Annotated in this window: 22 protein-coding genes; 9 read left to right on the forward strand and 13 right to left on the reverse strand. The window is 62.8% G+C overall.

All coding sequences use genetic code 11. The annotated features are described in order from the left end of the window. Window positions 1-208: 208 nt before the first annotated feature. Window positions 209-2,473: a CDC48 family AAA ATPase gene (locus ACERJA_RS10065; RefSeq protein WP_373608049.1), complete on the reverse strand. Its 2,265-nt coding sequence runs from the start codon at window positions 2,471-2,473 to the stop codon at window positions 209-211. Continuing rightward, window positions 2,470-2,766, reverse strand: a complete 297-nt coding sequence (locus ACERJA_RS10070) for an Hsp20/alpha crystallin family protein (protein ID WP_006064341.1) — start codon at window positions 2,764-2,766, stop codon at window positions 2,470-2,472. The genes ACERJA_RS10065 and ACERJA_RS10070 overlap by 4 nt, the downstream gene beginning before the upstream one ends. A gap of 187 nt (window positions 2,767-2,953) precedes the next feature. Here ACERJA_RS10070 and ACERJA_RS10075 point away from each other — a divergent pair, with 187 nt between their 5' ends. After that, window positions 2,954-3,736, forward strand: coding sequence for an alpha/beta fold hydrolase (locus tag ACERJA_RS10075; protein ID WP_006064342.1), 783 nt, complete (start codon window positions 2,954-2,956; stop codon window positions 3,734-3,736). Window positions 3,737-3,836: 100 nt separating this feature from the next. Here the strand turns inward: ACERJA_RS10075 and ACERJA_RS10080 are convergent, their stop codons facing one another. Next, window positions 3,837-4,061, reverse strand: a complete 225-nt coding sequence (locus ACERJA_RS10080) for a hypothetical protein (protein ID WP_006064343.1) — start codon at window positions 4,059-4,061, stop codon at window positions 3,837-3,839. A gap of 240 nt (window positions 4,062-4,301) precedes the next feature. Next, on the reverse strand, window positions 4,302-5,114 hold the full coding sequence (gene panB / locus ACERJA_RS10085) for a 3-methyl-2-oxobutanoate hydroxymethyltransferase (protein ID WP_373608052.1): 813 nt from the start codon (window positions 5,112-5,114) through the stop codon (window positions 4,302-4,304). 142 nt (window positions 5,115-5,256) lie between these two features. Here panB and ACERJA_RS10090 point away from each other — a divergent pair, with 142 nt between their 5' ends. Further along, window positions 5,257-5,490, forward strand: coding sequence for a DUF5822 domain-containing protein (locus tag ACERJA_RS10090; RefSeq protein ID WP_006064345.1), 234 nt, complete (start codon window positions 5,257-5,259; stop codon window positions 5,488-5,490). A gap of 41 nt (window positions 5,491-5,531) precedes the next feature. Here ACERJA_RS10090 and ACERJA_RS10095 read toward each other — a convergent pair whose 3' ends face one another. Continuing rightward, complete coding sequence (locus tag ACERJA_RS10095) at window positions 5,532-6,071, reverse strand: HAD family hydrolase (protein WP_373608053.1); 540 nt, start codon at window positions 6,069-6,071, stop codon at window positions 5,532-5,534. Between the two features lie 160 nt (window positions 6,072-6,231). Between ACERJA_RS10095 and ACERJA_RS10100 the strand changes: the two genes are divergently transcribed. After that, the gene (locus ACERJA_RS10100) at window positions 6,232-7,383 is read left to right on the forward strand and encodes a hypothetical protein (RefSeq protein ID WP_373608055.1); all 1,152 of its coding nucleotides are present in this window, start codon (window positions 6,232-6,234) and stop codon (window positions 7,381-7,383) included. Window positions 7,384-7,418: 35 nt separating this feature from the next. Here ACERJA_RS10100 and ACERJA_RS10105 read toward each other — a convergent pair whose 3' ends face one another. Continuing rightward, a complete protein-coding gene (locus ACERJA_RS10105) occupies window positions 7,419-8,708 on the reverse strand; it encodes an HAD family hydrolase (protein WP_373608056.1) in 1,290 nt (429 codons plus the stop codon). Between the two features lie 306 nt (window positions 8,709-9,014). On the opposite strand from ACERJA_RS10105, the gene gfcR reads away from it, so the two are divergent. The 3 genes from gfcR (at window position 9,015) to ACERJA_RS10120 (ending at window position 12,615) form a co-directional block, all read left to right on the forward strand. Further along, window positions 9,015-9,674 carry a transcriptional regulator GfcR gene (gfcR, locus tag ACERJA_RS10110; RefSeq protein ID WP_373608057.1) on the forward strand — a complete coding sequence of 220 codons (660 nt, stop codon included), beginning with the start codon at window positions 9,015-9,017 and terminating at the stop codon, window positions 9,672-9,674. A gap of 68 nt (window positions 9,675-9,742) precedes the next feature. Next, complete coding sequence (locus tag ACERJA_RS10115) at window positions 9,743-10,747, forward strand: aldo/keto reductase (protein WP_373608059.1); 1,005 nt, start codon at window positions 9,743-9,745, stop codon at window positions 10,745-10,747. A 239-nt stretch (window positions 10,748-10,986) separates the two neighbouring features. Continuing rightward, window positions 10,987-12,615, forward strand: coding sequence for a TrkA family potassium uptake protein (locus tag ACERJA_RS10120; RefSeq protein ID WP_373608060.1), 1,629 nt, complete (start codon window positions 10,987-10,989; stop codon window positions 12,613-12,615). Window positions 12,616-12,638: 23 nt separating this feature from the next. Here the strand turns inward: ACERJA_RS10120 and ACERJA_RS10125 are convergent, their stop codons facing one another. The 7 genes from ACERJA_RS10125 to ACERJA_RS10155 all read right to left on the reverse strand — a co-directional run bounded on the left by ACERJA_RS10125 (window position 12,639) and on the right by ACERJA_RS10155 (window position 21,217). Beyond that, complete coding sequence (locus ACERJA_RS10125; protein WP_373608061.1) at window positions 12,639-13,283, reverse strand: DsbA family protein; 645 nt, start codon at window positions 13,281-13,283, stop codon at window positions 12,639-12,641. Window positions 13,284-13,366: 83 nt separating this feature from the next. Beyond that, window positions 13,367-14,821, reverse strand: a complete 1,455-nt coding sequence (locus ACERJA_RS10130) for a heme o synthase (protein WP_373608062.1) — start codon at window positions 14,819-14,821, stop codon at window positions 13,367-13,369. Window positions 14,822-15,146: 325 nt separating this feature from the next. Then, window positions 15,147-15,344 carry a hypothetical protein gene (locus tag ACERJA_RS10135; protein ID WP_373608064.1) on the reverse strand — a complete coding sequence of 66 codons (198 nt, stop codon included), beginning with the start codon at window positions 15,342-15,344 and terminating at the stop codon, window positions 15,147-15,149. Window positions 15,345-15,574: 230 nt separating this feature from the next. Beyond that, the gene (locus tag ACERJA_RS10140) at window positions 15,575-16,240 is read right to left on the reverse strand and encodes a MaoC family dehydratase (RefSeq protein ID WP_373608065.1); all 666 of its coding nucleotides are present in this window, start codon (window positions 16,238-16,240) and stop codon (window positions 15,575-15,577) included. Between the two features lie 149 nt (window positions 16,241-16,389). Continuing rightward, window positions 16,390-17,214 carry an alpha/beta fold hydrolase gene (locus ACERJA_RS10145; RefSeq protein ID WP_373608067.1) on the reverse strand — a complete coding sequence of 275 codons (825 nt, stop codon included), beginning with the start codon at window positions 17,212-17,214 and terminating at the stop codon, window positions 16,390-16,392. An 83-nt stretch (window positions 17,215-17,297) separates the two neighbouring features. Further along, window positions 17,298-18,923: a uracil-xanthine permease family protein gene (locus ACERJA_RS10150; protein ID WP_373608068.1), complete on the reverse strand. Its 1,626-nt coding sequence runs from the start codon at window positions 18,921-18,923 to the stop codon at window positions 17,298-17,300. Between the two features lie 98 nt (window positions 18,924-19,021). After that, window positions 19,022-21,217 carry a VWA domain-containing protein gene (locus ACERJA_RS10155; protein WP_373608069.1) on the reverse strand — a complete coding sequence of 732 codons (2,196 nt, stop codon included), beginning with the start codon at window positions 21,215-21,217 and terminating at the stop codon, window positions 19,022-19,024. 34 nt (window positions 21,218-21,251) lie between these two features. On the opposite strand from ACERJA_RS10155, the gene cobN reads away from it, so the two are divergent. Genes cobN through ACERJA_RS10170 form a run of 3 tightly spaced genes read left to right on the forward strand, consistent with a single transcriptional unit; the run spans window position 21,252 to window position 26,786 of the window. Next, a complete protein-coding gene (gene cobN, locus ACERJA_RS10160; protein ID WP_373608071.1) occupies window positions 21,252-25,139 on the forward strand; it encodes a cobaltochelatase subunit CobN in 3,888 nt (1,295 codons plus the stop codon). After that, entirely contained in the window at window positions 25,132-25,896 is a 765-nt protein-coding gene (locus ACERJA_RS10165; protein ID WP_373608072.1) for a precorrin-8X methylmutase, read from the forward strand. Before cobN ends, ACERJA_RS10165 begins: the two co-directional genes overlap by 8 nt. Next, window positions 25,893-26,786, forward strand: coding sequence for a cobalt-precorrin-7 (C(5))-methyltransferase (locus tag ACERJA_RS10170; protein WP_373608074.1), 894 nt, complete (start codon window positions 25,893-25,895; stop codon window positions 26,784-26,786). Before ACERJA_RS10165 ends, ACERJA_RS10170 begins: the two co-directional genes overlap by 4 nt. Window positions 26,787-26,795 lie beyond the last annotated feature (9 nt).

Genomic DNA, 26,795 nt, shown 5'->3' on the forward strand with positions numbered 1-26,795 from the left:
GGCAACGACACGGCCCTCGAGTGCGCTGGCCCCCATCCCGCTGGGAGCGACGTGACCGTCACAGTGACCGTTTCAGTCGAGGACGCGGCCTGCTGAGTCAGCGTGGCACGACGAACGTACTCACTAGCACAGCCGCTGGCTGCATCGAATCCGTGAAAAAACACCCGCCACTGTCGCTGGCACCGCGTTGGGTCAGCAACGTGGCTGCTTACTGGAAGGTGCGACCGAGCTGGTCTTTTTCCGTGGTCGGTTCTGCCTGCTGGAACTGCTCTTCGAGCTCCTCGTACTGCTCGCGCGTCTCGGGGGTCACGCTCGGTCCGACTTCCTCGAGTGCGTGTTCGAAGTGGTCCGTGCTGATGCGGACGTTGCCGACGGAGTCACCGATATCTTCGCGCTCGACCGAGTTGATGAACTCGCGGCTGGCAGCCATCGAGGCCTCGCGGGTGACGGCTTCGATGTCGGCACCGACGTAGCCCTCCGTCTTGCCTGCGAGCCGCTCGAGGTCGACCGTATCGGCCAGCGGTTTGTTTCGGGTGTGGACCTCGAAGATCTTCTTGCGGCCGTCCTCGTCGGGGACGGGGACGTGGACGTGGCGGTCCAGTCGGCCGGGACGGAGCAGGGCCGAGTCGATCAGATCCGGTCGGTTCGTGGTGGCGATGACGACGACATCCTCGAGTTCCTCGAGGCCGTCGAGTTCGGTCAGCAGCTGGGAGACGACGCGTTCGCCGACGCCGGAGTCGCCCTGTCGCTGGCCACGTTCGCCGGCGATCGAGTCGATCTCGTCGAAGAAGATCACGGTCGGTGCGTTCGACCGCGCCTTCTCGAAGATCTCACGGACGCCTTTTTCGGACTCGCCGACGTACTTGTTCAGCAGTTCGGGGCCTTTGATCGAGATGAAGTTCGATTCGGCCTCGTTGGCGACGGCCTTGGCGAGCAGCGTCTTTCCGGTCCCCGGTGGACCGTACATCATGACGCCTTTGGCGGCGTTCATGTCCATGGCCTCGAACACCTCGGGGTAGTCGAGTGGCCACTGGATGGTCTCGCGCAGCCGTTCTTTGGTGTCGCCGAGCCCGCCGACGTCGTTCCAGGTGACGTCGGGAACTTCGACGAAGACTTCCCGCATCGCCGAGGGCTGGATGCCCTTGAGCGCTTCCTTGAAGTCCTGCTTGTTGACCTGCAGTCGGTCGAGGACGTCGGCGTCGATCTCCTCGGACTCGAGGTCGAGTTCCGGGCGGATGCGACGCAAGGCGTTCATCGCGCTCTCTCGAGCGAGCGACTCGAGGTCTGCGCCGACGAAGCCGTGGGTGTTGGACGCGTAGTGTTCCAGATCGACCGAGTCCGTCAGGGGCATCCCGCGGGTGTGGACCTGCAGGATCTCCTTGCGGCCTTCCTTGTCCGGGACGCCGATTTCGATCTCGCGATCGAACCGACCACCACGCCGGAGCGCGGGGTCGATGTCGTCGACACGGTTGGTCGCCGCGATGACGGTTACACGACCCCGTTCCTCGAGGCCGTCCATCAGGCTGAGCAGCTGGGCGACGACACGGCGTTCGACGTCACCGCCGGCTTCTTCGCGCTTTGCGGCGATCGAGTCGAGTTCGTCGATGAAGACGATCGAGGGGGCGTTCTCTTCAGCCTCCTCGAACACCTCGCGGAGTTTCTCCTCGCTTTCGCCGTAGTACTTCGACATGATCTCCGGGCCGGAGATCGTCTCGAAGTGGGCGTCGATCTCGTTGGCGACCGCTTTCGCCATGAGGGTCTTCCCGGTACCCGGTGGGCCGTGCAGGAGGACGCCCTTTGGTGGTTCGATACCAAGCTGTTGGAACAGCTCGGGGTGGCGCATCGGCAGCTCGATCATCTCGCGGACCTGATCGAGCTCGTCGTCTAAGCCACCGATATCCTCGTAGGTGACGTCCGGGACGCCTTCCGGGGACGCACCCGAGCCGGCGCTGACCTGTTCGGCCGGCGTCTCGGAGATCTCGATGTTCGTCGAGTCCGTGATGACGACCGTGCCCGAGGGCGAACTGTTCGCGATCTTCAGTGGCACCGACTGGCCGGAGCTGGCCATCGGACCGAACGAGAGCGAGAACGGTACCGTCTGGCCTTCGGTGACGGCCTGCCCGCTGAGTTTGTCGCGCACGAGCGGCCCGATATCGCCGCGAATGCGGAGATTCTGTGGGAGCGCGACCGTGACCGATTTCGCGGGGTTGACGTCCGCAGCTTCGATCTCGACACGGTCGTCGATCCCGACGTCAGCCTCCTGTCGGAGGCGGCCGTCGATCCGGACGATCCCGCGACCTTCGTCTTCGGGATAGCCGGGCCAGACGCGGGCGACCGACTGGTTGTCACCTTTCCCCTTGATGACGATGTAATCGCCGTTCTCGAGGTCGAGCTCGCGCATCGAGACGCGGTCGATCGCGGCCAGTCCACGCCCTGCGTCCTTCTGTTTCAGTGGTTTGACGGTAAGTTTCATAGATCGCCCTCCATCTCGACAGTCAGGACGCCGTTTTTCATAAACGTGTGTGCGTCATCCACGCCATCGGGAAGATTAATCTCGTATTGGCCGTCTTCGGGGAACGAGCCGCCTGAACGGTCAGCGGAACGTCGTTCCGCGCGATCGACGACGACGATAACCGTATCGTCGACAAGGTCGACGGTGGCATCCGTCTCGGCGACCCCGAAGTCAACGGCCAGCACCGAGCACTCGTCGTACTCATACTGGCGGGCAACCTGCCCTGCTTCTGTAGTGAATTGTTCGAGAGTCATGTTTCGACTAACCCAAAGTAAGCACCCATAGTATATATCTCTTTCGCTGGTTGATGCGATGACGGCTCTGCATTCGACAAAAGAACACTGTTCGCGGTTCACACCAAACTGGGTGGCTCTAAGAGCGTGACTCGACGGATCGCCGACAACTCGAGAGTTTAAGCCCGTTCCGCTCGTTCGACACGTTATGGAGGTTGTGACACATCATGGCCGAGACACGGCCTACGAGGTTGCTGATCGCGGCGGGGATGGTGCGCCGGTCTGCTTCGTCCACGGAAGCGGTGGCTCACGCAACATCTGGCGGGCACAGCACCGTCTGGCTGATCAAAACCCGGTCGTCACGCTCGATTTGAGCGGCCACGGCGACTCCGACGATGTCGATGCTCGACCTGGCTATACACGCCTTTCTGCGTACGCTGATGACGTGCTTGCCGTCGTCGACGAGACGGACAGTCAGGTACTGGTCGGCAACTCACTTGGCGGTGCTGTCGTCATGCACATTCTGATCGAACGCGAGTTCGAGCCCGACGCAGCGGTGCTCACCGGCACTGGCGCACGACTCGGCGTCCTCGAGGATCTGCTCGACTGGCTCGAGAACGACTTCGAGCGTGCCGTCGAGTTCCTGCATGGACCGGACCGACTCTTTCACGACCCCGTGCCGGAGCTGCGCGAGGAGTCGATGCAACAGCTTCACGAGACGGGCCAAGACGTCACCCGCCGCGATTTCCTGACCTGCCACGAGTTCGACGTTCGAAACGATCTCTCGAAGATCGACAGCCCCGTCCTCGCTGCTTACGGTGAACACGACAAGCTCACTCCACCGAGATACCACGAATTCCTCACAGACGAGATCGACAACGCCTGGCTCGCCGAACTCGAGGGGGCGGCCCATCTCGCGATGCTCGAGCAGCCGACGGCGTTCAACGCCGCTGTCAGTGAGTTTCTGGATATCGTCTTCGAACGGGAGTAGCTGCGCGCATCCGGGCGACGAACGCAGGAGCGTCCAGAAAAGCGAAGCAGCACGGTCGGGCCGGATGCCACCAGAACTGCGCGTTTCGAATACTGAGTACCTACCGGGCGTCCTCGAGCGAGACGAACGATTCGCCTGTCGCCGTGATCCACTGGTCGGCGACCTCGTCTTCGGCGACGTGTTGTGGAAACATCGTACAGACGGCAATTTCGTCGTCGTGTTCGACGGTCACGTGCTGGAGCGCTGCCGAGTGGTCCGCGTCGGCGCTGTGAGCACCGTCTGTTTCTGTTGCTGGCTCGATCATGGTGTCTGGCTGTTCGGACATTGTCTCGATCACCGCGTCGGTAGTGGTGTATCCTCGATCAAGACATATAAATTGTTCCGATAAAGATATAAAATACCTATTTCGTCATAATATGCCCTTATTATGTGTCTTGGATACTGTCTGAATCAGTTTCCAGTTCTCTCCTGGTGAGTTCGGGGGACAGCACGTTTCGGCTACCATCGCCGTTTAGTAACGCACCTCGAGGGGCACGGACACGCCTCGAAGCACTCGCCCAGATCATCAGTAGAGTTCGTCCAGGTCGCTCTCTTCGTGGCTGTGTTCGGCCGCGGGGAACGATTCGGATTCGACGGCCGAAATGTAGTCGTCGATCGCCGACTTCATCTCCTCGCGGACGTTTCCGAACTGTTTGGAAAACGAAGGAGACCATTCGCTCAGGCCAACGGCATCGTTGACCACGAGCACCTGTCCGTCGCAGTCCGGTCCGGCACCGATCCCGATCGTTGGAATCTCGAGCGCCGCCGTGATCTCGGCCGCCAGATTCGATGGGACGTGTTCTAACACCAGTGAGAACGCGCCCGCCTCCTCGTGGGCGAGTGCGAGCTCAAGGATTCGCTCGGCTGCTTCCTGATCAGTCCCCTGTCGCGGATAGCCGCCATACTGGTTGACGTGCTGTGGCGTCAGCCCCAGATGAGCCATCACCGGAATGCCAAGCTGAGCCATCTTCTCGGTGAGCTCGATAGTGTGAGGGCCGCTCTCGAGTTTGACTGCCTGTGCACCCTCCTCTTTGAGCATCCGGCCGGCGTTCTCTAAGCTGTCTTTCTCGTCGACACCGAACGAGAGAAACGGCATATCGGCGACGATGAGTGCGTCGTCGGTGGCTCGCGAGACCGCGCCGACGTGGTGGGCAATGCCGTCGACAGTGACGGGAACCGTTGTTTCGTGGCCAAGCGAGACGTTGCCGACGCTATCGCCGACGAGAATAATATCGACGCCAGCATCGTCGACGATGGCTGCTGTCGGCGCATCGTAGGCCGTCAACATCGTGATCGGTTCGTCACCTGCTTGCTCTCTGAGATCCCGGACGGTAGGCATACACACACCTTCGTCCCCGATGATTAAACGCCACCGTTCTCGACTCGTCCCGCGAGTCGAGACGAGATCCCAGTGTGGCGAGCCGACGGGAGCAAAACCGGCATCCGCGATAGTTAAGAGGGCTGGGACGTCACTGTCAGCCGTGCCTGAACCCGTCGAAACAACTACGCCCGAGGGTGTCGACTACGGCTGGGTGATGCAGGTCACCTTCGTCGTGACGATTCTCGTCGGCGCACCGATCGTCGCCATACTCTCGCTGAACGCTGACCTGCCAAGCTGGGGTGCTCGAGCCGAGTTTGCGATCCGCGTTGGCGCGCCAATCTGGTTTCTCACGGCTCTTGTCGTCTTCACGTACGCAAAACGCAAGCAGACGTAACGAACCACCCGCATCTGCCACCGTCGGATACTCGACCAAACTCAGACGCCAGATGGCCCGTCACCGACGTATTCGAACGCCATCCCTGCCCGTTCTGCTGTCAGTTCGTCCCGCGCAGAGTCACCGATGAACAGCGCCGTCTCGGGATCGACCCCGAGTTCACGGACCGCCTCGAGGAGCGGCTCCGGATGCGGTTTCTGTGTCGCGACCGTATCTCGGCCAACGACAACATCGACCGCGTCGGTGAGGTCGTGCTGTTCGAGAGCGATTCGACAGGCTGCCTCGCAGTTGAGCGAACAGACACCAACCGGCACCGAGCGCTCGAGCAACTCGTCGACGTGGGCCAGCCGTGGCGCGCTCGCGGCCCCATCGCGTTCGTGGGCGGCGATCGTCGCCTCGACCTCGTCGGCCACGCCAACGTCGGCTGCGGCCTCGAGTAAGTCCCACAGCTCTGTACTCGGGAGGTCGATGTCTGCGCGCTCGTACACTGTGCGGACGTCTTCAGCGACGGCATCCCAGTCGACGTCGAGGTCGACGAGCGTCCCATCGAGATCGTAGACAACGGCGTCGTAGTCGGTCACACGCGTCGATACGTCCGGTGGGTGAATAGTGACTTCGGTCCCGGAGATTCGATAGGCAACACTCGAGAGGGAGGCTGCTCGATCCACGATCCTTGTGAACTGCGCTGTAAACGACAACAAACCAAATATATTATTTATCTATACTGTCTTGACTGGTTCGATGGGTGACAATATTTCAAGACGGAACTTCATCCGGAACGGCAGCACAACGGCACTCGCAGTCGGTACCGCGGGACTTGCGGGCTGTACGAGCAGCCTTCCGGTCGTTGGCGATGACGCATCGGCGATGGCCGCCGATGAGTGGCTCGTCGACCTCTCGTTTACGCAACTGTTCCAGGAAGATGAACTGAACGAGAACTACGCAGAGGCCACACTCGAGGAGTACGACCAGACCGACCGAGAGTTCAGTAGTGTCGTTCCACAGGCGATCTTCGACAATGAAGAAGAACTGGTCGTCTACTGGCCACTCGAGCAGGGCTTGGACCTGCGGGCGAAGGTGGGCGTTCCAGAAACCGACCTCGATTGGCAGCTCTCACAGCACGTCGAGTGGGAGTACGAGTACTCCCATCTGCACGAAACCCGGTACGATAGCCAGACCATCGAGGAAACACAGACCGCCTCGGTCGACATCGGAACGCTTTCGGGATCGTTCGACCCCGAAACTGTCGACGAAACCCTCGAGCGCTGGGTCGACGATCAGCACTCGGGCGACGAGGATCTCTCCAAAGCGGGCGAACACGAAGGGTTCGAGCTGTACGAAGTCGGAAACCTGGCGTTTGCTGTCGGCGACAGTCACGTCATCGAAGCCGATGCCGACACCTATCTCGACCCGGTTGCCGCCGTCAAAGCGGCTCTCGATGCCCGATGGAGTTCGGATGGGGTCTGGGCCGAGACGGACGACGGCGAGGCACTGCTGGCAGCGTTCGATTCGGGCCACTTCGCCACCGGGGAAATCCACGACCCTCGAACTGTCGACTCGAGACTCGAAGCACAGTACGGGGACCTCGAGGAGATCCCCGAGTCACAACGCGACGAACTCGAAGAACGGATCGAAGACAGCCTCGACGACTGGGAAACTGGACTCACGGGAACAGCGACTGCCTACGAGTTCGACGGCGAAACGAGCGACCTCCACGAGGTGTTCCTCTATGAACACGAGGGAGACGCAGACCCCGAGGCGCTTCGCGATCACGTCGATTCGAACCGAAACATCGGCGACCGATGGGGGACGATGAGTGATTACTCAGTCAGTGACGAGGGCCGCACGCTCGTCCTGACCGGAACCGTTCGGACGCGGGCACTCCTCCAGTAGCCCACGCCCACCGCGGATGGGGCCCAGCGATCGTCTCACTCGAGTCGCGCCAGCCGGTTCAGCGCGTACACCGTCCGGAGGATGTCCACGCTTTTTCCCCGATCGAAGACGAGTTCATCCGTCTCGAGGACGTGCTCTAAGGTGTCTTGGGAGGCGTGTTCGGGCGCGGCTGAGATTCCTGCATCGTTCTCGTCGACCCACTCCATTACGCGCAGGTCGCTTTTGGAGTCACCCATCACGAGTGAGAACGGATCGTCGACACCCAGGACATCGAGCGCTCGTTCAACCCCGACGACCTTGTTCAACTCGAGGCTCCCGATCTCGGCCGCGTCGGCCTCGTAGTAGGCGACGTCGATGCGGCTCAAGACGTCCGTGAGGCGGTCGGGAACCTCGCTGACCTCGAGATCGGGGTACGCGCCTTCGCCCTCGAGGACGGCCCTGATCTCTGGGTCCTGGTCGGCGTAGAAGGCACGTGTCCAGTCGCTGATCGTCTCGTCGTTGAGCTCTCGGCTGCCGTTGCCATCGTCGTCGTCGGTATCGTCGGCCGCTTCGAGTGCGGTGCCGACAGCGTCTGCGAGCAGATCGATCAGATAGACCAGCGCGGTGTCGATGGTTTCACGGGCTTTCGTCGAGCCGGTCTCGTAGTTGGGCTTCATCGTGACGTTGAACTCGTTGCCCTGCAGGTGACAGCCACGGCGGAGTTCCTCGGGCGCTTCGGGAAGCACCCGCGAGCGGACGTCGTCGAAGACGTCTCTGATCTCTGCATCGAGTTCCTCGTAGAGCAACTGTTTCGTCTGTGCGCCGTGGCCGGGCGTGAACACACCTGTTCCGGCCTCGTAAACGATCGAGAGATCGCCCGAGTGGACGATTTCGCTGCCCAGTCCCTGAATCGCGAACCCTTTGACGTTCTCTAAGGTCTGGCCCGTACAGATGACGATCGGCACGCCGGCTTCGTGAAACTCCGTCAGCACGTGGAGCGTGTCGCGTGGGATCTCGTTGTCGGTCCCGCCGGCCGACCGCAGCGTCTCGTCGACGTCCAAAACGAGGACGTTCACCGCGCGGCCGTACTTGGCCTCGAGATCCAGCGCCGTAAAGGCCTGATCTCTGTCGGCCCGCGAGGCGATCTCGGCGAACGTCTCGCCAGCGGCAAACGACGAGCGGATCTCGTCTTTGCGCTCCTCGAGTTCCTCGTTCGCGCTCTGCCAGTGTTCCAGTGCAACACGGGAGTCGATCGCCGGAAAGACGTTGACGAACGCCTGGTACTCCTGTAACGTCTCTGTCTCGTACTCGTCGTACAGTTGGTAGATGAGATCATACCGTTCCATGTCAGCTACAGGCAGGGGCAGGGAGATAATCGTTTTCAGTGCTTGCGAGGGCGTTCCAGTCGCTACTGGCCCAACGCATTAAAAGGTTAACTGTGCATAGAGTGAATATATTTAGAACCCTGTGGGAAGCTGTCGAAGAACTGCCCGCATAGCCAGTCCCCTCGATCTGGCGGGCCGAGAGCGGCTTCGGCGGTGAGTTTCGACGTCCGAGTCGGTCCATCGATCAGGTTACTCGAGTGCGACGACTGATGAGCGATTCGCCGACGACGACACGACTATAAAAGCAGCGATCGAATTCACGCCTATATGAAAAACGTCGACGACTTAATCGAGAGCGCAGCAGAGCTCGCAGCCCGCGGGCTCTCCAAAGGTGAAATCGCAGACGAACTGAACGTCTCACGGGAGACGGCAAGCTGGCTCGTTGAGCGCAGCGGCGCGACGGCGGAGCCTCCGAACACGTCTGCCCAGAGCGGAGCAGCAAGTCCTGGAAGCAGCCCACAGGACATCCACGTCGACTGGTCCGCGATCGGCCGGGATAGCAAGCGAATGGGCGCAATCGCGGAGGCGATGGCCGACATGCTCGCCAAGCATGGCGAGGGCGTCGATCTCACGATCGGCATCGAGAAAGCTGGCGGCCCGATCGCGACGCTCGTCGCCCGCGCACTCGAGACTGATCTGGGGACGTACACGCCCGCGAAACACCAGTGGGAAGAAGGCGACATCGAAGAGCTCGGTGGCACGTTTAGCCGGAACTTCGCGGGTATCCGCGACCGCGAGTGTTACATCGTCGACGACACTATCACCAGCGGCACCACGATGCGTGAAACCATCGAGGCCATTCGTGCCGAGGGCGGTGAGCCGCTTGCGTGTGTCGTGCTCGCGGATAAACAGGGACTCGACGAACTTGATGGCGTCCCGGTCTACTCACTGTTGCAGGTCATCAGCGTCGGCAAAGAAGACAACTAATCCGACCGAACCTGCTCTTTCTCGCCGCTTTCCGGTCCGTTTTCACCCTCCAAATCGACAGCCCGCATATGGAGTACACCACGCTTGGCAACACGGGAACGACCGTCTCGAAACTCTGTTTTGGCACGTGGCGGTTCGGTCGCGAGACCAGCGGTGTCGTCGAAACCGACCGTGAGGAGGCCTATGAACTGCTCGATGCAGCCTGGGATCACGGTATCAATTTCATCGACACGGCGAACGTCTACGGCGATCCAAACGGCACGAGCGAACAGTGGATCGGCGACTGGCTCGCCGACCGCGGCCACCACCGTGAGGACCTCGTCATCGCCTCGAAAGTCTACTTCCCATTCGACGGCCGGGGCGAACCCGGCCCGAACGACTCCGGGCTCGGACGGAAACACATCCGTGCTCAGATCGAGGGCACCCTCGAGCGACTCGGCACCGACTACCTCGATCTCTACTACATCCACCGCTGGGACGAGGAGACGCCGATCGAAGAGACGCTCTCGGTCCTTTCGGAACTCGTTCGCGAGGGGAAAGTCCACTATCTTGGTGCCTCGAGTATGGCCGCCTGGCAGCTCACGAAGGCGCTGTGGACCAGCGATGTCGAGGGCCTCGAGCGGTTCGACGTCACCCAACCGATGGTCAACGCCGCCCACTACGACGCGGTCGGTGACTACCTCGACGTCTGTGCGGACCAGGAGCTCGCGGTCTGTCCGTACTCGCCGCTTGGCGGTGGCCTGTTGACTGGCAAGTACGATCGGACCGAGGATGGCGCGATCGAAGCGCCGGACGGTTCGCGAGCCAGCCTCGACGATATGTTCGAGGAGTACTACGCGACCGAGCAGGCCTGGGACGTCCTCGAGGCCGTTGAGGACGTCGCCGACGAACTCGAGGCGACGCCGGCACAGGTTTCCCTGCGATGGCTGATCGACCAAGATCGGTTTACTTGCGTCCCGATCGTCGGTGCGCGAACGTCCGACCAACTCGCTGAGAACGTCGGCGCGGTCGACCTCGAACTGGACGACGAGCAGTTCGCGCGGATCGAGTCGGCCAGAACGGACGACGAGTGAGACCGTACCCTATAGGAACAACTGAAACGAGTGACACACGCATCGCACAGCAGTCGTGCGATGTGGTGTGGAGTGACATCCAGTGGCTACTATATCCTTGCCGGAGATTGCCGGTCGGACGCCACGGCAGACGGTGTTCGAACCGTCGAACGAGCGTGTCGCAGTCGACATGGTAGACGGACGGGCGATCCATCGGCGGACCGTCAGCTTTCAGACGGCCTCTGTCGTATCTGTGTGCAATGAATACCTGGTGGCGACGGATCGGGCTCTCACTGGTCGCCGTTTTCGGCGTCGTGGTGCTCTACAGTCTTCTCTATCAGTGGGCGATGATGGCGTTCGAGGGCGAACATCGGACACTGTTCCAGTCGGCACAGACTGTTATCGAGATCCTGACTACCGCCGGGTTCGGTGGCGACGCTGCCGACTGGACAACCGCCCCGATGACCGCCATCGTGATCGGAATGAACCTCACCGGCGTGCTGCTCGTTTTTCTCGCCTTGCCGTTGGTCGTCGTGCCGCTCTTTCAGCAAGCGCTTGCGAGACAGCCAGCGGAGTCAACCGAGCTGACCGACCACGTTATCATCTGTTCGCATACTGAACGCGAAGACGTCCTCAGAAACGAACTCGAGGCCGCGGACGTCCCGTACGTCTTCATCGAGGACGATCCGGAGACGGTACTGGAACTCACCGACGATGGCATCGAGACGATGCTTGGCAATCCAGAGCAAGAACAGACGCTCCGGGCAGCAAACATCGACGACGCTCGCGCCATCGTGATCGACGTCTCCGACGAGGCCAATCCCGAAGTGATCCTCACCGCACGAGAGCTCCGAGACGATATCAAAATTGTCAGCGTCGCCGAAGACGAGGAGGTGGCGACCTATCATCGGTATGCTGGTGCGGATGCCATCGTTCGGCCGCGACAGGTTCTCGGGCACAGTCTCGCACAGAAAGCGGCGCTGTCAGTCACTGAAGAGCTCAAGGAGACGATCGAACTCGGCGAGCAACTCGAGATCACCGAGTTGCTCGTCGAGGACAGAAGCGATATCGCCGGACAGACGATCGCCGAATCTGGCATCCGCGAACGAATGGGTATCAACGTGATTGGTCTCTGGATGGATGGAGAGTTCGAGCCCGTTCCGGATCCCGAGACCGTCGTCGAGGAGAACACGATCTTGCTCGTCGCCGGTCAGTACGACGCGCTGACGGAACTGACCTCGAGAACGGTCTCACCCTCGGCAACGCGATCACAGCGCGTGATCGTCGGTGGCTACGGCGAGGTCGGACGCACTGTCAGCGAGGGACTCGCCGACGCAGCGGTTCCACAGACGGTCGTCGACAAGGAGGCATCCGACGGTGTCGATGTCGTCGGTGACATCACCGACGAGGCAACGCTCAGCGCCATCGACTGTACGGATGCGCGATCGATCGTTCTCGCACTCGATGACGACACGACAGCGATCTACGCGACGCTCGTCCTCGAGGCGGTCGCACCGGATATCGAGGTCCTCGTGCGAGCAAACGAGACGGAAGCCGTTCGCAAACTCTACCGAGCGGGTGCCGAATACGTCCTTTCCCTGTCGACGGTGGCAGGCCGAATGCTCTCGTCGGTGTTGCTCGAGGACGAAGAAATTCTGGCCCCGGAAACACAGTTCGAGATCATTCGGACGATGGCACCCGAGTTCGTCGGACGGAGCCTCGAAGAACTCGATATCCGCGCACAGCTTGGCTGTACCGTCGTCGCAGTCGAACGGAACGGCGACTTGATCACGAATCCCGGCGCTTCGTTCGTCGTGCAGGAACACGACGAGCTCATCGTCGCTGGCAGCGACGAAAGCGTGAACCGTTTTATATCCAGCAACCGGTAAGCCGTCGCTTCACTCGACAGTCCCTAGCGTGCGTCTTCGACGCTCGAGACGATCTCGTCGATCTCGAAGGGGTCCTCGATCTGCTCGCCGTCGACGATGACAGTCGGTGTGCCCTCGACGCCGTTCTCGTCGCCACGGTTCCAGTCAGCGACGAGCGTTGGATAGTATGTCCCATCTGAGAGGGCGTCAGCGACTGCGTCGCGGTCGACGTCGGTCTCGCTCGCGGCGAGGTCGGCGAGTGCGTCATCGCTCCAGTCGTCGGCCGCGATCACTGCCTGCTTATACGCGAAGAACTCGCCGGCGGGCTCATCTTCGGTCATCGTCTCGGCTTGCACCGCTCGAGCGGCGGTCGCCATCGCGGTCGACTGGTCGTCGGCTGAGACCGGAAAGTCATAGTGGCGGTAGGTCGCCTCCCCAGTCTCGAGGAGTCGCGCCTCGAGATCAGGGAAGACGTCGGCCTGAAAGTCGTGACAGACGGGACAGCCAAGATCCTCGTAGACGTCGATAGTGACTGGTCCGCTGGCGATCGTCGGGACCGGAAGCTGGTCGGCATCGGGCTCGACATCTTCGAGTTCATCTGGAAGTGAGGCCTCGAACAGCGACGTACAGCCGGCGATCGACAGGGTCGCCCCCGTGCCAGCCAGTGTGAGAAACGAACGGCGGTGCATTCGTCTGGAGCTATGGCTGCACCACGGTTAGAAAGTGCGGTTCGACGGCGACGGGGAAGGCGTCACGGCGGAGAAGAGATCGATCAGAACAACGAGACCGAGAGGACGAGCGCATCGACGAGGATCGCGACTAACACGGCACCGAGGAACGCGTTAGAGGCGTGGAACGAGCGAAACGCCGCGTCCTCGGTCTGTTCGAAGTGAAGCACGATCGCCGCCCAGAGGAAGATCCCGCCGAAGATCGAAACGGTTGCGGCATAGAGCACGCCGAGGTCGGCGATCCAGGCGAGTGCAACGGTGCCAACGAGCGTCGCCGCAATGTAGTAGAGGATGTGCTTTCGGGTCGTCGTCTCACCGCGGACAACGGGCATCATCGGGAAACCACCGCGAGCGTAGTCGTCTTTGTACGCCAGCGCGAGATTATAGAAGTGGGCCGGTGTCCAGAGGAAGATCACGCCCGCAAGCGCGAGTGCGGGGAGTCCGATCTCGTTTGTCACGGCAGCCCAACCGATGAGCGCCGGCAGTGCGCCCGCAAGGCCACCGATGACCGTGTTCTGGACCGTGTTTGGCTTGAGCAACAGCGTGTAGACGACGCTGTAGAAGATGATCGCGGCGAGGCCCAGCGCGGCCGCGAGCAGGTTGATCGTCAGGAAGACGCCGAGCGAGGCGACCGTCAACAGCCCACCGAACGCCAGCGCGTTCCGAACTGGAATCAGCTCGTTCGCCAACGGTCGATCAGCTGTGCGCGACATCTTCTGGTCGACGTCGCGCTCGAGGACGTGGTTGTAGGTCCCCGAGGCACCGATCGCGAGGACACCGCCGCCGAGCGTGGCGACGATGACCTGGGGTGTCAGCTCTGGACCGGCAGCCAGCGCCATCCCTGCAGCGGCAACGAGACAGAGCAGCCACATCAGCCGCGGCTTCATCATCTTGAAGTACGCAAACGCGGTGAGCCGTGCTCGAGCGAGGCCGCCGCTGGGAAGCGGGTGACTGGCGACGGCCGTCCCATCGCCGGCCGCCGTGTCGGGCTCGTACGGCTCGGGGTCGTCGATCGTATCGTTCTCGCTCCCAGTTGCGAGCTCGAGGTCCCACGCGAGTGCGAGGACGATCAGCGTAAAGATCACGAGTCCAAGCCCGAGGTGGAGTCCGGGCGCGATTGCGGCGGGCCCGGCGATCGCGGTGACACCACCGACGCCGACCTGGACGACGTAGAGGACGGTGCCGGCGAGGATCGTTCCGCGGACGCGTCTCGAGACGTCACCGATGACGGCGGTGATGGCTGTCACGGCGACGAGGATGCCAACGAGGACAGCCGCGAGACGGTGGCCCCAGGCGATCGCGAGCTCGGTTTGACTCAGTGGATCGGTCGGCGCGTGACAGGTTGGCCACGTTGAACACGCCGACGCGGCGTCCGTCAGCGACGTCGTTGCACCGATGATTAACAGAAGATACACACCGAGTGCAGTCGCTGCGAGCAGTGCAGAGAACCGTTGTCGAGTGCCGATCGGGCGGGGGAACGGCGAGGATGCGGTTGCCACAGCTATTCTCGTATGGATCGTACGACTCCGTGTACTTATGATTCCCGTTTCAGTGCTCTTCCGCAGCCCGCAGTGCTAGAATACCGACGGAAGACCGGACACAGCACCGAAATCTGCTGGCTCTCGGGGCAATGGTTGGATTCTCGAACAGGAGGATGTCCACGAGCGACTGCCAAACGGCAGTCAGTCGTGTATCGGGGACCAGAATCGCTCCCTCTGGATTCCCCGTAATCGAGAGAGACTGGTGTGGCATAACATAGTTGTCCCTACATAGTTGGGGATGTCGACGCCGAACGGGACGCTCGGACGGTCGTCCAGCAGTGATTTAGTTCGGAGAGTGCGCCGCTGGTGGGCCAGCATCGTCTGGGATGGAGACTCGGTGAAAATCGCCGTCACCGCAGGAACACTCGTCCGAGACGCCAATGGGCCTGATCGTCCCGTCCGGTTTCTGCTCGGAGACGTAGACGGAGTCACAGGCACGGCAGACGGCAACGATCTTTGACTGCGATTTTGAGCGACTCATTACTGTGACGATGAGACGTGCGGACATCACCATTTGCCCAAGGTGATTTGGTGGTCACGACGCCACAGGATTGCCGTTGACGACTGTGATGGACTGCTGTACCGACTTTACGGCGCGACCGCAGTGGCGGCGTGTATCGTGTCGGCGATGACTGTGTCATGTGGTGTGGATATCGACGGCAGGCACACGCTTCGCGTCGGTCAGAGTTCGGCGACGCCACCGGAACGCGATCAGTTGGCAGGTTGCTCCTTGATCACAACGATCGCCTCTCCGTCGATCGCCGTTATTTCGTCGTCGGTCTCGACTGTCGTCTGGAGCCGATAGCGTGTCTCGCCAAGTTTCTCAATGATTTCGCAGTTGGCGGTGACAGTCGTGCCGATTTCGACCGGCGCACGGAACTCGAGGTCCTGTGAGAGATAGATCGTGAGCCCGGGGAAACGGGCCAGCGCAGCGCTGATCGTTCCGGCGACGAGTGTGCCATGGGCTATTCGACCGCCGAACTGCGTCTGTTCGGCGAACGATTCGGTCAGATGGAGTCGATTGGTGTCACCGGAGATGTGGGCGAACGCGGAGACGTCGGTGTCATCGATCGTCTTGGTGAACCGGACGTACTCACCGACATCGAGGTCGTCGTAGCTGTCGACCGATCGCTCCATCAGCCACGCCTCGTTACCGAAGGCAAGTTCGGTGACTGGTGCCTCTGCGTTCTCGGGTCTGTGTCGTGTCGTGATCGTGTTGGTCTCGCTCTCGCTCGAGGGCGAGATCCCCATTGCTGCGAGGAACGCGTTGTTGGCCTCGAGATAGCTGTTAACGACGTGTTTCGAAACACTGGACCAGTGCTCGTTTGACGGTACCGTGCTGTCGGTGGCGTCGGACTCCGGACAATTGCTGCTCATAAGTGTGAAGGATTCGTGGCTGGCGTTCCGATTACCATGTGGTCCCGACACATGATAGCCTTTTGCATGCGATCGACTTCCACTCGCTGCCAAATCGTGTTGGCTTTCGGAACGTTACTGTTCATAATCCGTACGTGTTGGGACGGACATTACCGCGCTGCCGGGTCGAGAAACGACTCGGTCGCAGCGTTGAATGCCTCCGGCCGGTCCTGATTGACGAGATGGCCCGAGTTCGAGAGTTCGAGTCGCTCGCCGTCGGCGACCTCCGAGACGAGTTGCCGTCCCTGTTGTTTGACCAGCGGGACCTCCTGTTCACCGTGGATCACGAGCGTCGGCGTTTCGACGTGGGAGAGATCAGACGGTTCGTACCGGTAGAGTGCGCTGAACACCTTCCGAAACTCGTGTCGAGAGATCTCGCCAACGGCATCCAGTGCCGTCGAGCGCACCGACGGATCCACGGACAGCCACTGTTCACCGGTTGTCGCCTGAATCGACACCAGCAACGACCGAAACATTGCCTCTGGCCCCGTCATCGACAGCGTCGTCGTCAGTGCCGGCAGCGGAGAGATGAACGGTTTCATCCCTGCTGGCAGGGATACTGGCGGCATCGAGCGAACCGCACCGCCGAGGATCGCGCCCGCTGCGTGATCTGGATGGCGAGTCAGATACTCCTGAGCGACCATCGAGCCAAGCGAGAGCCCACAGAGAATCGGGTCTTCGACGTCGAGTTCCGAGAACAGCGCCTCGAGGTCGTCGGTAAACAGTTCGATCGAGTACTGGCTGGAGTCAGTCGCACCAGTCTTGCCGTGGCCACGGACGTCGAGGGTGACCACCTGATACTCGTCGGCGAAGCGCTCGACCTGTGGCGCCCAGCTCTGTCCGTTCATCCAGCCGCCGTGAATGAACACGAGCGGCTGGCCGTCGCCGTGTGTCTCATACCAGAGTGAGCCGTCCTCGAGTGGAAGTGTTGCCATTACTACCGTTTATCGGGCGCTGGACGTATAGCTCGACGGGTTGCATACACTGTGAGAAAACGGCCAGAACGGGTGGTTCGACCTCAGTTGCGTCTATCGGTATCGGCGTCCGAGCCGGCCCAGCGCTCCCAGAACGTCTCGAACTCGGCGTCGTCTTCCGTGAGTCGGTCCCACTCGGCCAGCCCGCGTTCCTCGCGGCTGCCCGGAATCGTGTTGTCGAGAACGAGCGCTGCGAGCCCGCCGACAGCCATCCCCGTCGAGCCGATGATGAAGACGGTGTCAACGAACGCCTGCATCGCGGCTTCGAGCGACGCCGCGACGACGGTGCCGGCGACCGCGTCCGCTTCGAGCAGCGGCGCGAGTGTGGCCTCGAGGGCGACCGCATCGCGGAACTCGAGTGTCGAGCCGAAGTTGGCCATGTACTCGGGGATGGCCAGCCCGACGAACAGCGCAAAGCCGATGACGAAGACGTTTCTCGAGGAGTCGAGATCGACGTGTTTGAGATTGGAGATGCCGACGGCGACGATCTGGGCGAACATCGCGATGAAAAGGCCACCGACGATCGGATCCGGAATCGTCGCGATCAGTTGGCCGAAGTAGCCGATGAAGCCGACGACGAGCATGACGGCCGCGCCGATCTGGACGACGTAGCGGGAGGCGACGCCAGTGAGCCCGATCGCACCGACGTTTTCCGAATACGACGTCGAGCCACCGGTTCCCATAATGCCGGAGAAGACGTTCATCACCCCCTCCATCCCGATGCCGTGGTTGATCCGTTTCTCACTCGGTGCGCCAGAGCCCGTCATATTCGCCACGGCGTAGTAGTCGCCGATACTTTCGACGATCGAGGCGAGCACACCGGCGAACATCCCGATGATGAACGCGGTCGTGATCTCAGGGGTGCCCCACTGGAACGGGTAGATCGGCAAGAGGAGCGACGTGTCGGTGACTTCTCCGAGTGGCACGTGACCCGGATGCTCGCTTCCAAGAACGTCCGTGATCGACAGAGATGCGGCGGCGACCCAAGCGATGGCGATCGCCAGAATAACCGGGTACAGACGGAACGCCTTGTGTTTGAGATCGAGATACTGCGAGAACAGGACGATGAGCACGAGCGTCAGTCCGAGCAGCCACCAGCTCTGGTCGACTGTCGTAATCTGTGGTGCGTCGAACAGCGCCAGCCCGATCAGTGCGATCGTCGGGGCGATGACGACGGGCGAGAGAAACCGCTGGAGTTTGCCAACGAGCCCGAAATACCCCATCGCGACCTGAACGGCCGCGGCGACGATGATCGCACCCTGTAGCTGGAGGAGTGCGGCCTGCCAGTCTGTGCCGGCACCGCCGACACCGCCAGCGGTGACGACGGCGATGATTGCCAGCGCGGGTGCAAGCATCGAAAACGGCGCGCCTTGCACGATCGGGTAGCGGTTCCCGAACGTCGTCTGGGCCAGCGTCGCGATCCCCGAGACGACGAAAAACGTGCCGATAAACTGGGCAGTCACGTCGGCCGGCATCTCCATCGCACTCGCCAGAATCAGCGGCACCGCGATGTTCGCACCGACCATCGTCAGATAATGCTGGATGCCAAGCACCGTCGACTCACCCAGCGGCGGTCGGTCATCGATTCCGTACTCGATCTGGTCGCTGACGTCGCGATCAACCTCGTCGCCAGCGCCCCTGTCTACGTCTTTGTCCCCCTCATCAGTCATAGACTCGTCGGATAACGTGCGAGGGGGGTCAAAGACGTATTGATCCACACCGGCGCTGGCACGCCGTAACGCGGTTCGGCGTCACTCGACCGCCGACGTTACGACTCGTCCGTGGCAGCCTGGTTCGCCGCCGTCCGAACCGTCTCGACCGACAGCGCCTCGAGATCGACCAGTTCGCCGTCCGTTTCGTCCGCGACCAGTCTCGAGAGGCCAGCCCGACTGTCGTCGCCGGCGTCGACGACGATCACCGTCGCCTCGTCGGCCGCGAGCCCGCGTGCAGCCCGCCGTGTCGCCGCCGTCGGGCTCCCGTCGGCGACGTTCGCCCGTCCGTCCGTCACGAGCACGACGACCGAGGCATCCGTCTCCGCGCGCTCGAGCACCCGTCTCGAGGTCTCGAGCCCGGCGGGGAGCGGCGTGCGATCCCCTGACGGCAGCTCTTTGAGGTGGCGTGCGGCGAGCGAGACGCTGTCGGTCGGGGGCAACAGCACGTCGGCGTCGTCACCTGCGAAGGCGACGAACGCGACCTGATCGCGCTGCTGGTAGCTGTCCCGAAGCAGTTCGAGGACGACGCCTTTGGCGGTCTCCATCGCGGGTCGCATCGAGGCGCTGGCGTCGACGGCGAAGACGATGGTCACCGACGTCTCACCGGCCCGAACCGACTGTCGGAGATCCGCTTTCTCGACGCGCGAACTCCCACGGGCAGCCGCCGATCGGACCGACGCCGCCGCGTCGATGGCACCGTCGCCCGAGGCGGGTTCAGTCCGGACGCGTGCCCCACGGTTGTCGACGCTTGGCGTCGTACTCGCGCGAGAGCCACCGGCAGCCGTCGAGTCGCGGCTCTCGACGGCCGGCGACTCGAGGTCGGGTGCTCGAGCCTCGCCGACGTCGGCGATTTCGGCGCGCTGCTGGCCGGGAACCAGCGGCTGGGCCTCGTCTTCCCTGTCGCCGTCCTCCCCCTCCTGCTCACCCGAGTCGTCAGTCTCGTCGCCATCGCCATCCCCGTCAGGACCAGTGTCGGCGGGTGACGGCTCGCCACCGGCTGTGTCGCCGCTGTCGTCGGGGCGCTCGTCGTCACCAGCGCCGTCGGGCCCGTCGCTCGAATCATCACCACCATCGCGTCCGTCTTCAGGCCCCGAATCGGCGTCGTCGTGGTCGTCGTTACGATCCTCGCCGCTGGACTCGTTTCCCGTCTCACCGTCCCCGTCGGCCGCCGAATCGCTCTCGTCGTCGGCGTCGTCAGCCTCGTTCTCATCCCCGTCCGACGCCTCCTCGTCAAAGCGGTCCTCGAGGATGTCCTCGAGCTCCGGCTCGTCTTCGAACGGCGTGCTCCGCAGGCGGTGGGGCAGCGCGTAGCGGGCGGCTTCGTAGACGTCCGACTCGATGACTGTCGTCCGCCCCTCGAGTGCGGCGATCGTCTTCGCAGCTCGGGCCGTTGCGACGTCGCCACGGTGGCCGTCGACGCCGGCCTCGAGACAGAGCCCGGCGATCTCCGTTTTGAACTCGGCCGGGAGCGTCACGCTCGAGAGCCGATCGCGGGCTGTGGCAAGCTCTTCGCGGCGCGTTTCGACTGCGTCGGCGTACGCCATCGGATCGTCGTCGCCGCCGTCTCCGAGTGCTCGGTCGATAATCTCCACGCGGTCCTCGAGGTCTCGACAACCTTCGACGGTCGCCTGGAGGGCGAAGCGATCACGGAGCTGCGGACGGAGGTCGCCTTCCTCGGGGTTCATCGTCCCGATGAGGGTGAACTCGGCCGGGTGTGAGCGGCTGATTCCATCGCGTTCGACGGTGTTGACGCCGCTCGCAGCAGCGTCGAGGATGACGTCCACGAGGTGGTCGTCGAGTAAGTTCACCTCGTCGACGTAGAGGATGCCGCGATTCGCGCGGGCCAGCAGGCCGGGGTCGAAGTCGGCCTCGCCGGCCAATGCGTCCTCGACCGAGAGCGTGCCGACGACGCGGTCTCGAGTCGCCCCAAGCGGCAGGGTCACGAGTGGGACTGGTCGCGTCTCGACCGGCAGTTCTGCGGGATCGCGCTCACGACAGTCTGCACACTGCCGGCTCGGGTCGTCGGGCGAACAGCCGTAGGGGCAGTCAGCAACCGCTTGCTGTTCGGGGAGCAGATCGACCAGTCCCCTGACGGCAGTCGATTTCGCGGTCCCCTTCTCGCCACTAATAAGTGCGCCGTCGAGCCCGTCGTTGGCCGCGACGGCGAGCAGCACGCGTTTGAGCTCGTTTTGCCCGACGATCGCCGGAAAAGGAAGTGACGACAACTTTTTGTCCCCAGCGTCTGCAACCATACTTGAGCTAACACAACAGAGGTTTAAAAACGCGATGACACGGATTGGGATCTACACCGCGACGGAGAACGAACTCGGCTCGATTGGACGGGCCGCCGAGCGCCTCGAGGACGTCGAACTGGTCGTTCGATCGGAAAGCGACCTGGATGACGAGGCCGACATCGAGGAGTTCGTTGAGGAATTGACCGACGCCACGGCAGCGATTTTCTGGCTGCACGGCGCCGAAGACAGCATGCCGGGCTACGAGTACGCGACGGCGACCCTCGAGGATGCGGGGGTTCCCCTGATCGTCAAGGCGACCGGCGACGCCTACGCCATCGAGGACACGACGGTCAGTGCAACCCATCGCGACCTCGCCTACGAGTACCTCGAAAAAGGCGGGACGATCAACACGGCGAACCTGTGTCGCTTCCTCGTCGCCGAGTACGAGGGCCGCGACGTCGACTACGACGAGCCGGCGACACTCCCAACGGAGGGTGTCTACCACCCCGACCATCCGGGCATCGAGTACGAGGGCCTGCTCGAGACCCACGACCCCGACAAGCCGACGGTCGCGGTCTGGTTCTACGAATCCCACTGGACCCACGAGAACACCCGCTACGTCGACGCCCAAGTTCGGGCGCTCGAGGAGCAGGGTGCGAACGCGCTCCCGATCTTCTGTAATCCGGCGACGGATACGGACGAACAGGAAGACGCCGAGTGGGTGACCGACACGTGGCTGATAGACGACGCGGGCGAGCCGATCGTCGACGCCGTGCTCTCTTCGTTTATGTTCTCGCTCTCGATGGACGAGCGCGGCCGCAGCGCCAGCGATGAGGGCTCGAGTGCTGAGGACGTTTTCCTCGACCGGCTCGGGGTGCCGGTCTTGCAGACGGTCACCACGATGCGATCCCGGTCGCGCTACGAATCCAGCGACACCGGCGTGATGGGCTTCGAACTCGCCCTCTCCGTGGCACTGCCGGAGTTCGACGGCAACGTCATCACGCATCCGATTTCGGGCAAAGAGCGCACCGACGACGAGGCCGGCATCGGCAGCGCGCCGAAACACCACTACCCGATCGATGATCGTGTCGACCACGCGACCCGGCTGGCAGTCAACTGGGCACAACTACGACACACGCCGAACGAGGACAAGCAGATCGCTGTCGTCCTCCACAACTACCCGCCGAGCGACGACGGAATCGGGACCGCCTTCGGACTCGACTCGCCCGAGTCGACCGTGAACCTGCTCGCGGAACTCGAGGCTCGAGGGTACGAGTTAGGCGGCGATATGCCCGAGGACGGCCAGACACTCGTCGAGAAACTGACCGCCCAACTCACCCTCGAGGACCGTTGGGTCGCGCCCGAGGACGTTCGCGACCTGTCGGTCGACGTGGTTTCCGCAGACACCTACGAGCAGTGGTTCTCGGATGCCGACGAGCGATTTCAGGAGAATATTCTCGAGGAGTGGGGTGACGTTCCGGACCGGCCGTTCGCGATTCCGGGCGTCGAGTTCGGCAACGTGCTCGTCACCGTTCAGCCCCCACGTGGGTTCGGCATGGACCCTTCGAAAGTGTACCACGACTCGGACCTGCAGCCACCCCACGACTACTACGCCTTCTACGGCTGGCTCCGAAACGAGTTCGAGGCCGACGGGGTCGTCCATCTGGGAACCCACGGCAGCCTCGAGTGGCTCCCCGGCAAGACTGTCGGGCTCAACGGCGCAAGCGCGCCGGATCAGCTGATCGACGACATTCCGAACGTCTACCCCTACATCGTCAACAACCCCGGCGAGGGGACCCAGGCCAAGCGGCGCTCGTATGCCGCCATCGTCGACTATCTGACGCCAGTCATGCGAAACGCCGGCACGTACGACGAGCTATCCGAACTCGAGGAACTCGCCAACCAGTACCGAGAGGCCGGGATGGAAGACGCCCGCGCCGACGACGGCGAGCACCTCGAAGATCTCATGCGCGAGAAAGTCGAGGAGTTGGATCTCGCGGTCGAGTTGGGTATCACAGGCACCATCGACGAGAAAGCCGACGTTCGCGGCCCCGACGAGGCCGGCTCGACGCTCGCTGAAGGCGACGTCGAAGGCGACGACCTCGCGATCGACGACCTCGTCGAACGGATTCACGAGTATCTCACCGACGTGAAGACGACCCAGATCCGACTCGGGCTCCATACGATGTCCGAGCCGCCGGAAGGTGAGCGGCTGACCGAGTATCTCGTCGCGCTGACCCGCCTCGAGAACCCCGGCGCGCCGAGCCTGCGCGAGAGCGTGGCGGGCGCACTCGGCGTCGACTACGAGACGATGCTCGACTCGCCGGGCACGTACGATGACGCGCTTGGCATGACCTACGCCGAGGCCGCCGACGTCGTCTACGAGACCAGCGTCGACCTGATCGAGACGCTCGCGGCGAACGAGTTCGACGTCCCCGTCTCGGAACTCGAGGGCGGCCCCGACGACGAGGTCAACATCAACCTCCTGATCGTCGACCTCGAGACGATCGGCGACGCGCGGGCGAAGCCAGGAGCTCACGACGACCTCCGGAAGGCCCTCGCGTACATCTGTGAGGAGGCCCAGCCCCGCGTGCAGGGTGCCGAAGACGAGATCCCGAGAACTGCGGACGCACTCTCGGGCGAGTACGTCCCGCCAGGCGGGTCGGGCGCGCCGACTCGTGGCGGCGTCGACTTGCTGCCGACTGCGCGGAACTTCTACACGCTCGATCCGCGCAAGGTGCCGGCGAAGGCTGCCTGGCAGGTCGGAAGTGAGGTCGCCGAAGGCGTCCTCGAGCGCCACTACAGCGAAAACGACGGGTACCCCGAGGAGATCGGGGTCGTGGCGTGGGGGACCCCCACAGTACGCACCCGCGGCGAGACAATCGCGCAGGTGCTCGCGATGATGGGTGTCGAACCCCAGTGGACTGACGCCGGTCGCATCGACGACGTCGAGCCGATCTCACTCGAGGAACTCGACCGACCCAGGATCGACGTTACCACGCGCGTCTCCGGGCTGTTCCGGGATGCGTTCCCTGCCGCGGCGGGTGTTATCCACGACGCCGTCGACGCGGTGGTCGACCTCGACGAACCGCACGAGATGAACTACGTCAAAAAGCACGTCGAGGAAGAGCAAGCCGACCTCGAGGACGACGGGCTGGACGAGAAAGCGGCCCGAAAAGCGGCGAAACACCGCGTCTTCACGACGAAACCCGGTGGCTACGGAGCCGGCACGAACAAGGCCGTCGACGAGGGCAACTGGGACGACCGCTCGGATCTCGCGAGCGTCTACGTCCAGTGGGGCGGCTACGCCATGGGCTCGCGTGGCCGCGTCTCCGACGCTCACGACGCCTTCGAACGGCGACTCTCGAGTGTTGACGCGACGGTCAAACTCGAGGACACGATGGAACAGGACGAGTTCGACTCCTCGGACTGGTATGCGTTCCACGGCGGCTTCATTTCTGCCGTGTCGGAGATCTCGGGCGAAGAGCCGGCGTCGTACGTCGGCGACTCCTCTGATCCGGACAACGTCTCGGTCTACACGAACGAGGAGAAAGTTCGCAAGGCGATGCGCGCTCGGGTGCTCAATCCCGACTGGCTCGAGTCAATGGAGGAACACGGCTACAAGGGCGCGGGAGATCTCTCGACGACTGTCGACGTGACGCTGGGCTGGGACGCCACGACCGGCGTCGTCAGCGACACGCTCTGGGAGGAGGTCGCCGGAAAGTTCGCATTCGACGAGGATCGTCAAGAGTGGATGCGCGAGGTGAACCCGTGGGCGCTCGAGTCCATCACGGACACCTTACTCGAAGCCATCGAGCGCGACCTCTGGGACGCCGACGACGAGACGGTCGACCGACTGCGCGATCTGAACCTCGAGGTCGAGGGAGATCTCGAGGCACGAACGACCAACCCGGCGATGGAGGTGACAAATGATGACTGAGCAAGACATCGAGGACGAGTACGCCGATCTGGGCGCGACGACCCAGAACGCGATGGATATCGCGGAGACGAGTATGGATATCGTGCGGCAGTTTGTGCCGGACAAGACGCTGGCCGACCGAATTCGACAGAAGTCGGTCCACTCGATGGGCGATATCGAGTTCCAGCATCTGATCGAGTGTACCGGCAGCGACGACGTGGGCGACGACGAGGACGCACCGGTTCGAGCCGGTGCGCGGGCTGTCCTCGAGGAGGCGACCATCGTCACCGATATTACGATGTCGAAAGCCGGGATCACCGGCCGCGGCCACAACTGCGAGAAGCGCAAGGCGATCGGCAACGGGGCCGAACTGGCGAAGGAGACGGGCATGACCCGAACCGCCGCTTCGGTGCTCGAACTCGACAAACAGGGCGTCTACGACGGTGCGATAGCTGTGATCGGCAACGCTCCGACGGCCGCGTTCGCGCTCGCAGACTGCATCGAGAACGGCACGCGCCCCGCCGCAATCGTCGCGACCCCCGTCGGCTTCGTCAAAGCCGAGGAGAGCCGCCAGCGCATCCGTGAGGTCAGCGAGGCCTACGACGTGCCGGCGATCACCAACGTCGGTCGCCGCGGCGGCAGCGGCCTGGCAGCCGCGCTGACGAACGAGCTGATCCACGTCGCAAAAGACGCCCGGACCGAGGATCTCGAGTTAGCGCTCGACGCCGAGACGCGAGCGGCACAAGACGGAGACCACGCGACCGAGGGCGAGCAATGAGCGACGAGTACGATCTCGAGTCGGGGCCGGACCCGGCGACGTTCGCCGCGGCAGCGCCGGAGCCAGATCTCGATGAAGCGACTGACAACCCAGTCTACGCCGTCGGCGTCGGGCCGGGCAACCCCGAGTATCTCACCCCCCGCGGCAGGCGAGCGATCAGCGAGGCCGACGTCGTCGTCGGCTTCACCACGGTCGTCGAGTTCGTCGAAGAGCAGACGGATGCTGACCTGCTGACCTGTGGCTACAAAGACGAAGCCGAGGCGCTCGAGGCGTTCGGCGAACGTGTCGCTGACGGCGAGTCGGGGACGGCCGTCGCGATGGGCGACCCCAACCACTCCGGCTATCAGTTCGTCGGGAAAGTCCAAGACGCCGTGGAACGCGCTTCCACGAGCCCTAACTCGCAAGCTCGCCAGGACGCCGTGGAACGCGCTTCCACGAGCCCTGACTCGCAGGCTCGTCAGGACGCCGCGGAACGTGAAGATCCAGAGACGCCGGTACGCGTCATCCCCGGCATCTCCTCGATCCAGATGGCCGCAAGTCGTGCCCGAACGCCGATGGAGGACACCGAGTTCGTCACACTGCACAAAAGTGGCGACCTCGAGGCCGATATGGACCGGCTCGCTGCCGCCGTCACCGAGGACGAACGCCACCTGCTCGTGCTCCCACGGCCGTACGACCGGATGCCCGGCGATCTCGCCCAGTTCCTGCTCGAGGAGGGAGCCGAACCGGACCTCGAGGCACTGGTCTTGGAGAAGCTGACCCACGAGGACGAGCAAATTCATCGCTTTACGCTGGCCGAGCTATCCGAACACGCTGGTGGCAGCGGCGAGGCCGATACGCCGTTTTCGGACCTGATCGTGCTGGCGGTTCGACAGCCGGTGTCGGGATAGCACGGCGCG

Source organism: Natronorubrum sp. A-ect3, assembly GCF_041821125.1.
GTDB classification, from domain to species: Archaea; Halobacteriota; Halobacteria; order Halobacteriales; family Natrialbaceae; genus Natronorubrum; species Natronorubrum bangense.

Excerpts from the sequence above, each read along its gene's own strand:
- ACERJA_RS10105 (WP_373608056.1), bottom strand. The coding sequence starts at position 8,708 with ATGGAACGGTATGATCTCATCTACCAACTGTACGACGAGTACGAGACA.
- ACERJA_RS10080 (WP_006064343.1), bottom strand. The coding sequence starts at position 4,061 with ATGTCCGAACAGCCAGACACCATGATCGAGCCAGCAACAGAAACAGAC.
- ACERJA_RS10075 (WP_006064342.1), top strand. The coding sequence starts at position 2,954 with ATGGAGGTTGTGACACATCATGGCCGAGACACGGCCTACGAGGTTGCT.
- ACERJA_RS10165 (WP_373608072.1), top strand. The coding sequence starts at position 25,132 with ATGACTGAGCAAGACATCGAGGACGAGTACGCCGATCTGGGCGCGACG.
- ACERJA_RS10115 (WP_373608059.1), top strand. The coding sequence starts at position 9,743 with ATGGAGTACACCACGCTTGGCAACACGGGAACGACCGTCTCGAAACTC.
- ACERJA_RS10070 (WP_006064341.1), bottom strand. The coding sequence starts at position 2,766 with ATGACTCTCGAACAATTCACTACAGAAGCAGGGCAGGTTGCCCGCCAG.
- ACERJA_RS10170 (WP_373608074.1), top strand. The coding sequence starts at position 25,893 with ATGAGCGACGAGTACGATCTCGAGTCGGGGCCGGACCCGGCGACGTTC.
- ACERJA_RS10140 (WP_373608065.1), bottom strand. The coding sequence starts at position 16,240 with ATGAGCAGCAATTGTCCGGAGTCCGACGCCACCGACAGCACGGTACCG.
- gfcR (WP_373608057.1), top strand. The coding sequence starts at position 9,015 with ATGAAAAACGTCGACGACTTAATCGAGAGCGCAGCAGAGCTCGCAGCC.
- ACERJA_RS10100 (WP_373608055.1), top strand. The coding sequence starts at position 6,232 with ATGGGTGACAATATTTCAAGACGGAACTTCATCCGGAACGGCAGCACA.
- ACERJA_RS10065 (WP_373608049.1), bottom strand. The coding sequence starts at position 2,473 with ATGAAACTTACCGTCAAACCACTGAAACAGAAGGACGCAGGGCGTGGA.
- ACERJA_RS10150 (WP_373608068.1), bottom strand. The coding sequence starts at position 18,923 with ATGACTGATGAGGGGGACAAAGACGTAGACAGGGGCGCTGGCGACGAG.
- cobN (WP_373608071.1), top strand. The coding sequence starts at position 21,252 with ATGACACGGATTGGGATCTACACCGCGACGGAGAACGAACTCGGCTCG.
- panB (WP_373608052.1), bottom strand. The coding sequence starts at position 5,114 with ATGCCTACCGTCCGGGATCTCAGAGAGCAAGCAGGTGACGAACCGATC.
- ACERJA_RS10120 (WP_373608060.1), top strand. The coding sequence starts at position 10,987 with ATGAATACCTGGTGGCGACGGATCGGGCTCTCACTGGTCGCCGTTTTC.
- ACERJA_RS10135 (WP_373608064.1), bottom strand. The coding sequence starts at position 15,344 with ATGAGTCGCTCAAAATCGCAGTCAAAGATCGTTGCCGTCTGCCGTGCC.
- ACERJA_RS10155 (WP_373608069.1), bottom strand. The coding sequence starts at position 21,217 with ATGGTTGCAGACGCTGGGGACAAAAAGTTGTCGTCACTTCCTTTTCCG.
- ACERJA_RS10145 (WP_373608067.1), bottom strand. The coding sequence starts at position 17,214 with ATGGCAACACTTCCACTCGAGGACGGCTCACTCTGGTATGAGACACAC.
- ACERJA_RS10125 (WP_373608061.1), bottom strand. The coding sequence starts at position 13,283 with ATGCACCGCCGTTCGTTTCTCACACTGGCTGGCACGGGGGCGACCCTG.